General features: G+C 63.1%; 12 protein-coding genes. 6 read left to right on the plus strand and 6 right to left on the minus strand.

The window, feature by feature from the left end; genetic code table 11:
• Positions 1-10: 10 nt before the first annotated feature.
• Positions 11-1,351 carry an aspartate aminotransferase family protein gene (locus tag WA302_RS20290; RefSeq protein ID WP_025305172.1) on the minus strand — a complete coding sequence of 447 codons (1,341 nt, stop codon included), beginning with the start codon at positions 1,349-1,351 and terminating at the stop codon, positions 11-13.
• A gap of 135 nt (positions 1,352-1,486) precedes the next feature.
• On the opposite strand from WA302_RS20290, the gene WA302_RS20295 reads away from it, so the two are divergent.
• On the plus strand, positions 1,487-2,416 hold the full coding sequence (locus tag WA302_RS20295) for a LysR family transcriptional regulator (RefSeq protein ID WP_049204598.1): 930 nt from the start codon (positions 1,487-1,489) through the stop codon (positions 2,414-2,416).
• A 135-nt stretch (positions 2,417-2,551) separates the two neighbouring features.
• On the opposite strand, the gene WA302_RS20300 is transcribed toward WA302_RS20295, so the two are convergent.
• Positions 2,552-3,679, minus strand: a complete 1,128-nt coding sequence (locus WA302_RS20300; protein ID WP_336064715.1) for an iron-containing alcohol dehydrogenase — start codon at positions 3,677-3,679, stop codon at positions 2,552-2,554.
• Positions 3,680-3,908: 229 nt separating this feature from the next.
• Here WA302_RS20300 and WA302_RS20305 point away from each other — a divergent pair, with 229 nt between their 5' ends.
• From WA302_RS20305 to WA302_RS20315, 3 genes are all read left to right on the plus strand, one after another.
• Positions 3,909-4,667: a helix-turn-helix transcriptional regulator gene (locus WA302_RS20305; protein WP_089181644.1), complete on the plus strand. Its 759-nt coding sequence runs from the start codon at positions 3,909-3,911 to the stop codon at positions 4,665-4,667.
• 101 nt (positions 4,668-4,768) lie between these two features.
• Positions 4,769-6,070, plus strand: a complete 1,302-nt coding sequence (locus tag WA302_RS20310) for an NAD(P)/FAD-dependent oxidoreductase (protein WP_033636959.1) — start codon at positions 4,769-4,771, stop codon at positions 6,068-6,070.
• Between the two features lie 18 nt (positions 6,071-6,088).
• Positions 6,089-6,454, plus strand: coding sequence for a cupin domain-containing protein (locus WA302_RS20315; protein ID WP_019454941.1), 366 nt, complete (start codon positions 6,089-6,091; stop codon positions 6,452-6,454).
• Between the two features lie 46 nt (positions 6,455-6,500).
• Here WA302_RS20315 and WA302_RS20320 read toward each other — a convergent pair whose 3' ends face one another.
• From WA302_RS20320 to WA302_RS20335, 4 genes are all read right to left on the minus strand, one after another.
• On the minus strand, positions 6,501-7,307 hold the full coding sequence (locus WA302_RS20320) for an alpha/beta hydrolase (protein WP_127146472.1): 807 nt from the start codon (positions 7,305-7,307) through the stop codon (positions 6,501-6,503).
• Positions 7,308-7,401: 94 nt separating this feature from the next.
• Positions 7,402-8,514, minus strand: a complete 1,113-nt coding sequence (locus WA302_RS20325) for a class II histone deacetylase (RefSeq protein WP_261456556.1) — start codon at positions 8,512-8,514, stop codon at positions 7,402-7,404.
• Positions 8,511-9,698 carry an MFS transporter gene (locus tag WA302_RS20330; RefSeq protein WP_261456555.1) on the minus strand — a complete coding sequence of 396 codons (1,188 nt, stop codon included), beginning with the start codon at positions 9,696-9,698 and terminating at the stop codon, positions 8,511-8,513. The genes WA302_RS20325 and WA302_RS20330 overlap by 4 nt, the downstream gene beginning before the upstream one ends.
• 139 nt (positions 9,699-9,837) lie before the next feature.
• Positions 9,838-10,485, minus strand: a complete 648-nt coding sequence (locus WA302_RS20335; RefSeq protein WP_049204607.1) for a response regulator transcription factor — start codon at positions 10,483-10,485, stop codon at positions 9,838-9,840.
• Positions 10,486-10,966: 481 nt separating this feature from the next.
• Here WA302_RS20335 and WA302_RS20340 point away from each other — a divergent pair, with 481 nt between their 5' ends.
• On the plus strand, positions 10,967-12,685 hold the full coding sequence (locus WA302_RS20340) for an arylsulfatase (RefSeq protein ID WP_261456554.1): 1,719 nt from the start codon (positions 10,967-10,969) through the stop codon (positions 12,683-12,685).
• Positions 12,682-13,866 carry an anaerobic sulfatase maturase gene (locus tag WA302_RS20345; RefSeq protein ID WP_142075018.1) on the plus strand — a complete coding sequence of 395 codons (1,185 nt, stop codon included), beginning with the start codon at positions 12,682-12,684 and terminating at the stop codon, positions 13,864-13,866. Before WA302_RS20340 ends, WA302_RS20345 begins: the two co-directional genes overlap by 4 nt.
• Positions 13,867-13,921 lie beyond the last annotated feature (55 nt).

The following is a 13,921-nucleotide window of genomic DNA, read 5'->3' on the forward strand; positions in this document are numbered from 1 at the left end:
GGTTCTCTCCTTATTCGGTGGCGTTGAGGGCGTCGCCCACGGCGTTGATCAGCGCATCGATCTGCGCTTCGCTGCTGATGAACGGCGGTGCCAACTGCAGGGTGTCGCCGCCGTAGCGCACGTAAAATCCGCTTTCCCAGCAGCGCATCGCCGCCTCGAAGGGGCGCCGCGCCGGCTCGCCGGGCCGCGCCGCCAGCGTGATGCCGGCCGCCAGGCCGATATTGCGAATGTCGGCGACGTGTTTGGCTCCTTGCAGGCTGTGCACCGCGCGCTCGAAGTAGGGCGCCAGCGCCTGTACGCGCTCCACCATCTGTTCGCGCTGCAGGATGTCCAGCGTCGCCAGCGCGACCGCGCAGCTGACCGGATGGGCGGAGTAGGTGTAGCCGTGCGGGAATTCGAGCTGGTAGTCCGGCTCGCCGCCGTTCATGAAGGTGTGGTAAATCTCCGGCCGTACCACCACCGCGCCCATCGGCTGCGCGCCGTTGGTCACCTGTTTGGCGATGTTCATGATGTCCGGCGTGACGCCGAACGCCTCGGCGCCGGTCATCGCGCCGCAGCGGCCGAAGGCGGTGATCACTTCGTCGAAGATCAGCAGGATGTCATGCTGGGTACAGATTTCGCGCAGGCGCTGCAAGTAGCCGACCGGCGGCACGATCACCCCGGCGGAGCCGGAGAACGGTTCGACGATCACCGCGGCGATCGTCGAGGCGTCGCGCAGCGCGATGATGCGGTTGAGCTCTTCCGCCAGCTCCGCCCCCTGTTGCGGCATGCCGCGCGAAAAGGCGTTGCCGGCCAGCAGGGTGTGCGGCAGGTGGTCCGCCTCGGCGCCGGCGCCGAACGTCTTGCGGTTGCCGGCGATGCCGCCGACCGAGATGCCGCCGAAGTTAACGCCGTGATAGCCCTTTTCCCGGCCGATAAAGCAGGTTTTGCCCGCCTGGCCTTTGGCGCGCCAGTAAGCGCGCGCCATTTTCAGCGAGGTGTCCGCCGCTTCCGAGCCGGAGCCGGTGAAGAACACGTAATCCAGCCCCGCCGGCGTCAGCGCCTTGATTTTGTTGGCCAGCTCGAACGACAGCGGGTGGCCGAACTGAAACGCCGGCGAGTAATCCAGCGTCGCCAGCTGGCGCTGGGCGGCGTCGGTGATTTCCTGCCGGCCGTGCCCCAATCCGCAGCACCACAATCCGGACAGGCCGTCGAAAATCTTTCTGCCGTCGTGGCTGGTGTAATACGCCCCTGCGGCCTGAGTAATGATGCGCGGCTGCGCTTTAAAATTACGGTTGCCGGTAAAAGGCATCCAATGGGCCTCTAACCCTTCGGCATCGAGACGATTAAGCGAATAATTTTCAGCGGCCATGTTTTCCTCCGGGCAGGAAAATAAGTGCGATTAATTAAATAAAATGAGTTGTTAACGAATTGTTGTGCGAAATTGACTATGTACCGCTTGTTCTCTACTGTGAATAATCATATGTCGAAACTTACTTAAGGTTTTATGCAAGTAAAAAAGCGCGCGCTGTTAGGGCAATTGTCGGATATGGATCTGCGTTTGCTGCGGGTATTCAAGGCCGTGGTCGACTGCGGCGGCATGAGCGCCGCCGAACTGGAGCTGAATATCAGCCTGTCGACCATTAGCAAGCACATCAAGGATCTGGAGCAGCGGCTGGGCCTGACGCTGTGCCAGCGCGGGCGCGAGGGTTTTGCGGTTACCGACGAGGGGCTGTTGATCTATCAGGAAACGGTCAACCTGCTGGCGGCCACCGAGGCGTTCCGGCGCGGGGTGGACGAGGTGCACCAGCGCATGGGCGGGCAGCTGCACGTGGCGATATTCGACCATACGGTCAGCAATCCGCAGGCGCAGATCGGCCGGGCCATCGCGTTATTCAGCGAGCGCGCGCCGGAGGTTTCTTTGCAAATGTACGTGGAGCCGATTAATACCATTGAACGCGGCGTCATTGACGGGCAATTTCAGGTTGGCGTTATTCCCATGCACCGCAGCGCGGAAAGTTTATCTTATCATCCGTTATTCAGTGAGAGGATGTTCTTATATTGCGGCGCGCAGCATGAATTATTTTCCGGCCCCCATGAAACATTAAATTGGGATCTGCTGCACAATTATGCCTTCGCCGGATTAGGCTATCATTCGCCGAATATGGAACTGAGCCTGCAGCAACATTTGCATCGCAAGGCGACGGGGTTTGCGCAGGAGTCGATCGCCACGCTGATCCTGTCCGGCAAATACGTCGGCTTTTTGCCTGATCACTACGCGGCGTTTTTCGTGGCGCAGAATATGATGCGGGCGATCAAACCGGCGCTGTTCCGCTATCACTGTGAATACTCCAGCGTGCTGCGCCGCTCGCCGGTGCCGCAGCGGGTGGTGAAGCTGTTCCATGAGTGCCTGCTGGCGGCCCACGGAACAGCGTGACGCTTACTGCTCTTTCTTCTTGCCGAAGATCCTGATCAGCGCGCCGACCAGGATGCCGACCGCGATGCCGGCGAAGATCCAGCCGATGATACCCATTTCCTTAACTCCTGCTAGTGCGTTGATCTGATTATATAATCATTCGACGCGAAACGCCTCTTCGATCATCCGTTGCCGCTGCGCCGGCGCATAGTCGATCCAGGAATTCTTGCTGTTGGATTTCTCCAGCGCCACCGCCAATTCCTGGCCGGAAATCGGCAAATCGTCCTGCCAGAACGGCGCAATGGCGTGGCGGGTGATGAAATCGGTCAGGTAGCTCTCCGGGCTGCCCTGCCAGTGCGGGTACAGGCGCGCGGCCAGCTCGGCCATCAGCGCGCGTTGCTGCGGCTGTTCGCTGGTTTCCAGCAGGGCGAGGAACGGCAGCAGCAGGCGGCCACAGACTTGGCCGTGGTGGTAGTCGCGCAACGCGCCGATCTCGCCGGCGATGCCGTGAATGACCCCCAGCCCGGCGGCGCTCAGCGTCAGCCCGCCGAGGTAGGAAGCCTGCATGATCGCCTCGCGCGCCGCATCGCTGCGGTTGAGCGCCGGCCAGGCGGCGAGGAAGTGGCGTATGCCGTTCAGCGACATGTCGCGCGTCATGGCGCCGGCGGTTTTCGACAGATAGGCCTCGAACAGGTGGGTGAAGGCGTCGATAGCGCAGTAGGCCAACACTTTGTCCGGCGCGCCCGCCAGCAGCTGCGGATCGAGAATGGCGGTGTGCGGCACGAAGTTATTGTGGCGCAGCGAGGCCTTCACTTTGCTGACCTGGGTGTCGGTGATCACCGCGTTCTGCGTCACCTCGCTGCCGGTGCCGGCGGTGGTGGGAATGGCGATCAGCGGCAGGGTGGCGCCGCTGATTTTGCTGTCGCCGACTTTTTCCATATAGCGCAGCGTCGGCAGCGGATGCTCCACCAGCGCGGAGAACGCCTTGGCGGCGTCCAGCACGCTGCCGCCGCCGATGGCCACTACGCGCCGCGCCTGGCCGCGCCAGCGCGCCACCCAGGCGTCTATTTCCTGCGGCGACGCCTCGTGGCTGACGATCTCCGTGCCGATGAACAGCGGCGCCAGCGCTTCGCGCAGGCCGGCGTACACCGGGCCGTTGAGAAAAGATCGGCAGCTGAACAACAGCGTCGGCTGCGGGTCGGCAAGCAGCAGCGGCGGCAGCTGCTGGATGCTGCCGTGGCCGAACCAGGTCTGGCGATTGGCGATGATGTGGCTGACGGACATGAGATCTCCTTGACGACGTTGCAGAGCGCGATGCCACAGCATAAGCCAGCGGGCGCGGAGCGGCCACCGCTTTCCCCGCCGCGGCAACCTGTGAGTTGTTTAACATGTAAACGATCGCGCTCTTGCATTTCGGCGTTTTGGGTGCTTTTTTTAACAGTACCGGCCGTCGTGCGGCCAACCCCATCCGAAATCGGTAGATTGTTAATGTGTTAATAATGGCGAGGCGGGTATGGAAATTCAGGTTGAACGCTTGTCTGCGGTGATCGATGCGGTGGCTAGCCCGCGTTTTTATCCCAGCCTGTTGAATTGGCTGGAGGGATTTTTCGCCTTCGACAACGCCATCGTCTATGCCTTCGAACGCGGCCGGCCGCCGCGCTGCCTGATCAAAACCGAGCGGGAAAACAGCGATGCGGTCAATCAGATCTACCAACAGGGCGCCTACCTGCAGGATCCGTTTTACCGCGCGCTGAGCGACGGCGGCGAAGGCGAGGTGCTCACGCTGCGCCAGCTGGCACCCTGCGGGTTTTATCACAGCGATTATTACCGTAATTTTTATCGCAAGACCGGCTGGCACGACGAGGCCGGCGTGCTGCTGCAGCTGACGCCGGAGCGCGGGCTGGGGGTATTCTTCGGCTCGGTGCGCCGCACGGTGGCGGTACGCTATCCGCAGCGGGCGGATCTGCGCAGTGCGCTGACGCTGGTGAAAAGCGTGGCGCGGCTGCACGGCGAAGTGGTGGCGGCACCGGCCGAGGCCGCGACGGTGAACGATGACGGCGCCCAGGCGCGCTATCTGCTGACGCCGCGCGAGCGCGAGATCGTCGATCTGATCCTCGCCGGCTGCGGTTCGCAGCAGATTGCCGACCGGCTGTTCATCAGCCTCGGCACGGTAAAAAATCACCGCAAGAACATCTACGGCAAGCTGAACATCGGCTCGCAGGCCGAGTTGTTTAGCCTGCTGCTGACCGCCCCGCAGCGGCGCAGCGCGTGAATGTTAATTTTTTGTAGCGAATGTCCCTAAGGGGACATAGCGGACGATCCCACTGCTCCCGATAATCCGATGTCATGGCATAGGCAATCGGGAGTGCGGCAGTGAACAACGAAATCGAGTCCTTAACCTACTACGCGGCGACCAAAAAATACGATCTGCGCTTCCCGACGCTGGAAGAGGATCTGGACGTCGACGTGGTGATCATCGGCGGCGGCTTCTCCGGCATCAACACCGCGCTGGAGCTGGCGGAGAAGGGCATCACCAACATCGCCATTCTCGAAGGCCGCTATCTGGGTTACGGCGGCACCGGGCGCAACGGCGGCCAGGTGATGGCCGGCATCGGCCACGATCTGGAGAAGATCAAGCGCCACGTTGGCCCGGCCGGGCTGGAAACCATCTTCAAAATCAGCAACCTCGGCGCCGGCATTATCCGCGAGCGCATCAAGAAATATGACATCGACGCCGACTTCTGCTTCGGCTACGGCTATCTCGGCAGCAACGCACGCCAGGAGAAGACCCTGCGCGGCTGGCTGAAGGAGTTCAAGGCGGTAGCGCCGCAGGAGGAGATTGAGCTCTACACCGGGGCGGAGGTGAAGCAGGTCGTGGGCTCAGACGCCTACACCTGCGCGCTGAAGCACATGGGCGGCGGCCACGTGCATTCGCTTAACCTGCTGCTGGGCGAGGCCAAGGCGCTGAGCGGCTACGGGGTGAAAATCTTTGAGAACAGCAGCGTGCTCAACGTGGAGTATGGCCCGCGCATTACGGTGCGCACCGCCATGGGCTCTGTGCGCGCCAACAAGATGCTGTGGGCCTGCAACGGCTTTCTCAACGGCATGGAGCCGCAGATCTACCGCAAGACCATCAATACCTACGCCTTCCAGCTGGCCACCGAGCCGCTGTCTGACGATCTGATCCGTCAGATCAGCCCGATCCGCGGCGCCTACAGCGACATCCGCCCGGTGATCGATTATTACCGGGTGACCAACGAGAACCGGCTGCTGTTCGGCAGCGCCACCCGCCTGATCGAATATTTCCCGTCGGATCTCAAGGCCTGGAACCGCAACCTGATGCTGAAGGTGTTCCCGTACCTGAAAGACGTGAAGATCGATCTGGCCTGGGGCGGCCCGCTGTGCTGCAGCGCCAACCTGTTCCCGCAGATCGGCACGCTGCCGGATCGCGACAACGTGTTTTACGTGCAGGGCTACTCCGGCTTCGGCGTGACGCCGAGCCACATCGTGTGCAAGGTGCTGGCGGAGGGCATGAGCGAAGGATCCGATCGGTACGATCTGATGAGCTCGATCCCGCACGTCAACATCTTCGGCAAGGACAAGCTGCGGCGGGTGATGACCACCGCCGGTAAGGTTTGGCACCAGACATCCGGCTACTGGAAAGGCCGCCGTTAACCCTCAGAGGAGAATCACATGAAACCGTTATTGCTTAAACAACCGCTGCCGGAACTGCTGGAGATCGGCAGCGTCAGCAACCTGGGCGCCACGGTGATCGCCGGCACGCCGACCGTCGGCGTGGCCAGCATCTTCGGCGAACCGACCGACAACCTGAACTGCGGCGTGTTCAGCTGCACCCGCGGCAGCTTCGTGATGGAGTATCCGTTCGCCGAGCACGCCACGGTGTGGGAAGGCAGTGCGACCCTGACCAACGAACGCACCGGCGAATCGGTGCAGTATCAGGCCGGCGATTCCTGGTTCGTCGAGAAAGGCACCCCGGTGCGCTGGGACATCACCTCGGATCGCTTCGTCAAACACTACCTCGCCATCGTCGAAGGCTGACGCCGTCATGCCCCCCTCAGCAGGCTGAATGCCGAGGGGGAGCGCCTTAGCCTAACGCCCGCGTAATAAAATCAGTCACCCGCTTGAGGATCTGATCCTTATTGGTTTCGTTAAAGCTCTCGTGCCGCCCGCCCGCATTGATCATCCGTTCGAAATCGTCGCCGCGCAGACGATCGAGCGCGGTTTGCGTTTCGCTCATCAGCACTAACCGATCGTCGTCGCCATGGATCCACAGCGTGGGCAGCGCGCCGAAGCCCGGCCCGGCGTTGATGGCGGCGAGGATCCGCTGCATGGCGCGCAGGGTGGGGCGCTTGAACGGCCCGTGCCACACCAGCGGATCTTCCTGATAGGCCGCGCCAACCGCCGGATCGCGCGCCAGGGTGGCGGTATCCAGCGGCGCGTCGGGGATCGTCGGCAGTTCGGCCAGATCGGAAATCGCCGTTCTGTCGCCGAGCAGCGGGCCGGACAGCACCAGCGCGCGTACCTCCTCGCCATGGCGCTGCACGTAGCGGGTGGCGATCATGCCGCCCATCGAGTGGCCGATCACCACCAGCGGCAAGGTGGGGTATTGCTGCCGGAAATGGCTGACCACGCGCTGCACGTCGTCGACCACGGCGTCATAATCTTCGATCAGCACGCGCTCGCCCTGCGACAGGCCGTGGCCGAGATGGTCGGGGCCGAACACCCGCGCGCCCTGCGCCTGCAGCGTGCGCGCCACGTATTGATAGCGGCCGAGGTGCTCGCCGTAGCCGTGCACCAGCAGCGCCAGATAGCGCGGCTTGTCGTTTCCCCAGTCGTGCACGGCGATGTCGCCGTGACGGCCTTTGATAAAGCTGACGGTTTGTTCGGACATGTTATTGTTCTCATGGTGGTAGGGTTGCCCTTCAGCGTAGCGGCTGGCGGCGAGGTTGTCAGGGGCGCCGGGTGCGGCGCCCGCAGAGAGGGGATTACAGGCCGAACTGGCGCGCCAGCTCGTCGAGCGCTTCGCGCTGGAAGCGGTTGAAGGCGTCGCGCGGCTGCTGCTGTTGGATGAACGTCAGCAGCGGATCCTGCACTTCAGTGCGCACGCCGCTTAGCTGTTCCATCACCGCCAGCCCGCAGAACGGCACGTAGGATTCGGCGTAGCCGCCTTCATGCACCATCACCAGTTTGCCGCCGCACAGCCGGTCGGCGGCGTCCTGCACCAGCGCGGTCATGGCGCGGAAGCTGTCGCTGTGCAGCTGCATGCGCGCCAGCGGATCGAGGGCGTTGGCGTCGTAACCGCAGGCGACGATGATCAGCTCCGGCTCGAATTTTTCCAGCGCCGGGATGATGAGGCGCCGCATGGCGTGCAGGTAGCCGTCGTCGCCGGCGCCGGCCAGCATCGGCACGTTAACGTTGCAGCCCGCCCCGTCGCCTTCGCCGCGATCCTGCTCGCCGGAATAGCCCGCCGGGAAGCAGCCGTCCTGATGCAGCGACAGCGTCAGCACGTCGCCGCGCTGCCAATAGATGTGCTGGGTGCCGTTGCCGTGGTGCACGTCCCAGTCGAGTACCGCGACTTTGCCGAGGCCGTAGCGGGCCTTGGCGCGCTCGATGGCGATGGGAATATTGGCCAGGAAGCAGAAGCCCATCGATTGATCCGGCAGGCAGTGGTGGCCCGGCGGGCGCGACAGCGCATAGGCATTATCCAGTTCGCCCTGCAGTACCGCCTCCACCGCCGCGCAGGCCAGCCCGGCGGAGAGTTTGGCGATTTCATAGCTGCCCGGCCCCAGCGGCGCTTCCTCCCCCAGCAGGCCGCCGCCGCTGTCGCTCACCTGTTTGAAGCGCTGCAGATAGTGGGCGGGGTGGATGCGCAGCAGGTCTTCTTCCGTCGCTGGTTCGGCGCTCAGCAGGGTGAGCCGGCGCGACAGGCCGGACACGTCCATCAGGTTCTTCATGCGCCGTTTGGTTTCCGGCGATTCGGCATGGCCGGCGCCCGAGGGCGGTTGCACCCAGCCGCCGACCGGCAGGGTGGTGGCGTGCAGGCCGGTGCTGTGCCAGAAACAGCGTTCATCAAACAAGAAACCGGTTGTTCTTTTCACCTTTCTCCTCCTGTTATACGGCGCGGTGCGCGCGGTGAAGCCAGCGAAATCAACAGCAGCGACAGCAGCGCGCAGCCCAGCGCGCCGAACAGCAAGGCGTTGAAACCGCCGGAAGATTCGATCAGAGAGCCGGCCAGCGTCGGGCCGATGGCCATGCCGCCGCCGATCACCAGGTTGATGCCGTTCATCAGCTTGCCGTCGTTATCCAGCCCGGCGACCCGCGCCAGAATGAACGGCAGCACGAAGGTCCAGGTGAATTTGAACAGCAGGGCGGCCAGGGCGAAGCGCAGGAGCAGGGGCTGGCCCGTCAGCAGCGCCACGCTGGCCAGCAGCAGGGCGTACCCCAGCACGATCAGGCGTCCGCCGCCGAAGCGCGCGCCGATCAGCGCCGCGGCCCCCGCGCCGACGATGCCGAGCAAGGTGGCGACGGCCAGCACCTGGCCGCTGTGGGCCGGCGACAGCCCGGCGCCGGCGGCGATGCCGCCGATAAAGGTCCAGACCGCGCTCAGGCTGATGTAAAAGGTCAGCACCGCCAGCACGGCGCACAGCTTGCGCGCCAGCGAGGCGGCGGGGCCGCTGCGGGCGGTGCGGGCGGCGGTGAAACCGTTGGGGAACGCCGGGATGAGCGGCAGGCAGCACAGCATGATGGCGGCCAAAATCAGGTAGACCGCCATCAGGCCGAAGTGCGCAAACAGCGGTGGCAGCACCAGCAGCCCGACCGCGCCCAGCACCAGCTGGCCGAGCACCCAGAGGGCATAGACGCGGCTGGGATTGGCGGTGCCGGCAGCGCAGGTGATGCACAGGATCATCAGGGTGCCGCCCGCCAGCGAGGCGATAAAGCGCAGCGGTAGCAGCAAGGTAAAATCTTGCACCAGCGCCGAAGCCAGGTTGCCGGCGATAAACACCAGCGCCGACAGCGTAGCGACCCGCCGCCAGTTGATGCGCCCGATCCACCACCACGCCGGCAGCGTGGCCAGGCTCATGGCGCCGAGTTCGGTGGAGAACAGGTGGCCGATCTGCGCCGGGCCGAGCTGCCACTGAGTAGCGAGCTGGGCGGCCACGGCGGGGGCGGTCATCAGAATGCCCGGCGCGATGGCGGCGAAGACGATAATGGCGGTCAACAGCCGCGGCGGGCAGGGGAGCGCCGCGCCGACGGCGGGCGCGGAAACCGAATCACTGGACATAAACCTTTTCCCCAAGCGTTGAGTGACGATGAAATATCCCGCCCGGCCCGATTGCGGGCAGGGGGAGGCCGCGCCATAAATGGCGAATACGTTTTGGCGTTATTTTCCGGCCGTCGGCAGCGGCGGCCGTTATCGGGCGTTAACCGTGGGCGAGAAAGCCGCCGGCGACCAGTTCGGTGCGGTTCACCACGTCGGTTTTGGCGAAAATATTGCGCATATGGGTTTTCACCGTGGACAGCGAAATGCCCAGCTTCAGGGCGATGCGCTTATTGCTGGCGCCTTCGCGAACCAGGTTGACGATCTCTTGCTCTTTGGCGGTCAACAGCTGCGCCTCGCCGTCGGGCAGCAGATCGCGCGTCGCCAGCTCGATCAGCGGCAGCACCGCGCGCAGGCGGCCGCGTTCCACTTCGGTAAACGGCGTATCGCGGATCAGCGATACCCCGGCGACGATGCGCTTGCGCTGGCGGATGAAGATCTCCGTCATGTCGCGCATGTCGTTCGGCAGCATAAAGTCGTGGTAATAGCGGCGGTTGCCGGCGATCGCCGCCGGGCTCATGCCGACCATGGTGATGTCCTGGCGATGGAAATTGGCCGGCTGCAGCGGGTCTATCTGCTGGAAGTGGTTCAGGTACTGCTGATGCGTTTTATCGGGCATGCCGTGCAGGATGTAGTGATCCGGCCGCAGGTCGCGATCGACCAGATAAAACACCCCGGCGGACACCGGGATCAGGTGCGTAATGGTCGCCAAACAACTGTTGATAAAGGCATCGGATGCGGTGCTGTGCATGATTCGTATTCCTCCCTTTATCGTTCAACTGGAGAATGTTGGCGGTCAATATATGAACGATACAAGCATAGTTGTAGCAATTTGGCAACACAATAAAAACATATTAACAACGTGAGGCCGATTGCAATAAAACACATAAATAACAAGATGACACTGCGTTTATCAGGGCTTTTTAGGGCGGATTTTTCGCGATTTTCATTAATAGGTTAATGAAATAGTTCGCCGCTTTTCCCGCTGAATTTACAGCGCTTTTGAATGCTTGCCTGGGCGAGGCCCTCGCCGCTCTGCGCGTGCTACAACCGGCGCGACCGTCGCCGTCCCTCGTTCTTAAGAACGATAGCCAGGCTTTTCCACCGCTTCCTACACTGCGAATTGAAGATAGCGCCAGGCGGCGCCAAACGTATAAGACGAAAAAATGATGACCTTTCACGGGCTGAGGCGTCGGGTTGTTCAGTCCGCATGACCATACGGGGAACGAACGATGCAGAAAAAAACGTTGGCGGTGGCGTTGAGCGGTGCCTTATCGGGCCTGGCACAGGGGGCGGACGCCGATCGCCCCAATGTGCTGATCATTCTGGTGGACGACATGGGCTACTCCGACATCAGCCCGTTCGGCGGCGAGATACCGACCCCCAACCTGCAGGCGCTGGCCGAACGGGGCGTTCGCATGAGCCAGTACTACACCTCGCCGATGTCGGCGCCGGCGCGGTCGATGTTGATGACCGGCAACACCAACCAGCAGGCCGGCATGGGCGGCATGTGGTGGTATGAGAGCACCGCGGCGCAGCCGGGCTATGAAATGCGGCTGACCGACCGCGTGACCACATTGCCGGAGCGCTTTCGCGATGCGGGGTACGCCACCATGATGGCGGGCAAATGGCACCTGGGCTATGTCGACGGCGCCAAACCGACCGATCGCGGCTTCGAGCGCGCCTTCGCCTTCATGGGCGGCGGCACCAGCCATTTCGACGATGCGAAACCGCTGGGCACCGTGGAGGCGTTCCACACCTTCTACACCCTGAACGGCAAACGCGTGTCGTTGCCCAAAGATTTCTACTCCAGCAAGGCCTATGCCGATCAGCTGGAACAGTGGATCCGCGATACACCGCAGAATCAGCCCGTCTTCGCCTATCTGGCGTTCACCGCGCCGCACGATCCATTGCAGGCGCCGGATGACTGGATCGCTAAATTCGACGGCAAATACGACGCCGGCTATCAGCAGGCCTATCAGCAGCGCATTCAGCGCCTGAAGGCGCTGGGGTTGATTTCCGATCGCACGCCGATGCCGATGCCGACGCTGGCGTTGGATAAGGCCTGGAACGCGCTGACGCCCGAGCAGCAAAAATATGAAGCCAAGACCATGCAGGTATACGCGGCGATGATTGCCTATATGGACGATCAGGTCGGCGCGGTGCTGAACACCCTGAAGCAGACCGGCCGTGACCAAAATACGGTGATCGTGTTCGCCACCGACAACGGCGCTAACCCGGCCAGCGGCTTCTACTACGGCTCGAAGCCGGAGTATTGGCGGCAGTTCGACAACAGTTACGCCAACCTCGGCCGCAAGGGATCGTTCATCTCTTACGGGCCGCACTGGGCCAACGTCAGCAATGCGCCGTACGCCAACTACCACAAAACCACCAGCGCACAGGGCGGCATCAATACCGATTTCATCATCTCCGCGCCGCGGCTGAAGGGGCGCGGCGGCATCGACCGCACGCCGATGGCGGTGTATGACATCGCCCCGACGTTGTATGACTATGCCGGCATCGACGCCAACAAACCGCTGAAGGCCAAACCGACGCTGCCGATGGTCGGCGTCAGCTTCAAGCGCTATTTCAGCGGCGAGGCCGACGGTGTGCCGCGCGCGACCTACGGCGTGGAGTTGCATAACCAGGCCGCCTATGTAGACGGCATCTGGAAGCTGCGGCGGTTGGTGAAGGCCGGGCCGACGGCGCAGATGGCACCGTGGGGGCTGTTCAACCTGCATGACGATCCGCTGGAAACGCGCGATCTGGCCGCCGCCAACCCGGAACGGGTCAAACGGCTGAGCGAAGCGTATCGCCGCTTTGCGCAGCAGAGCATGATTATTGAAGCCAAAGGCGCAGCGATCGACTATCTCGGCGTTGACGCCAGCACCGGTGACTACATCGGCCTGGATCCGCAGACCCACAAACCGTTGCCGCAGGCGGCACCATGAACCTGGCCCAGCTGCGCGCGCAGCAGATCCCGGTAGAGAGCGAACCGCGCGCAGCGGCGCCTTTTCATTTGCTGGTGAAGCCGATCGGCGCCGGCTGCAACCTGGGTTGCCGCTACTGTTACTACCCGCAGCGCCAGCAAGAGCGGACGCGCAAGATGGACGACGACCTGCTGGCGGAATTTATCCGCGGCTACATCGCCGCCCAGCCGCGTTACAGCCGCGAGATCAACTTCGTCTGGCAGGGCGGTGAGCCGCTGCTGGCGGGGATCGGTTTTTACAAGCGGGCGCTGGCGTTGCAGCGCCGCTATGCGCCGCCGGGCGTGCGGATCAGCAACAGCCTGCAGACCAACGGTACCCTGCTGAACGACGCCTGGTGCCGGCTGTTCCGGCAGCATCACTTTATCCTCGGCGTCAGCCTGGACGGCGATCGCGAGGTGCAGGACGCCCATCGGCCGGACAAGCGCGGCGGCGCCAGCTATGACGCCGCGTTGCGCGGCATTGCGTTGTTGCAGCGCCATCAGATCGACTTCAACCTGCTGATGGTGGTGCACGACGGCGTCGCGGATCGCGCCGAGGCGATCTACGATCATGCGGTGGCGATCGGGGCGCGTTATCTGCAGTTTCAGCCGCTGATGCTGGAAGGGGATGCGCCCACCGCCGGTTACGGACTGAGCGCCGCCAACTGGGGGCGCTTTATGCTGGCGGTATACCGCCGCTGGCGCAGCCGCGGGCATATCGGCCAGGTCTTCGTGATGAACATCGAACAGGTCTACGCGCAGTATTTCACCCACGTCAGCCCCAGCTGCGTGCACGCCGAACGCTGCGGCGGCAATCTGGTGATGGAGCCGGACGGGCGGCTTTACGCCTGCGATCATCTGATCAATGCGCAGCATCTGCTCGGCCATGCCGATCGCCACACGCCGCTCGCCACCCTGGCGGCAAGGGCGGCGGAGATGCCGTTCGGTAAAAACAAGAGCCTGCGCCGCGAGTGCCAACGCTGCAGCGTGAAAAGCGTCTGCCAGGGCGGGTGCCCGGCGCATGTGGGCGAAGATCGCTATAACCGGCTGTGTGCCGGTTATTATGCCTTCTTTTCCGCGCTGCTGGCGCCGCTGCGCGCCTACCCGCGCAGCCCGCAGGGGGCGATGCAATGGCGCGCCGCCGTGAGCGCCGCCGCAGGTTGAAACCGTCTCGTCCTTAAGGACGATAGTCAGCATTTTCCTTTCCTCTCTATAGTGA

Origin of the sequence: Serratia sp. 201, from assembly GCF_037027545.1 — a bacterium.
Taxonomy (GTDB): Bacteria; Pseudomonadota; Gammaproteobacteria; order Enterobacterales; family Enterobacteriaceae; genus Serratia; species Serratia bockelmannii.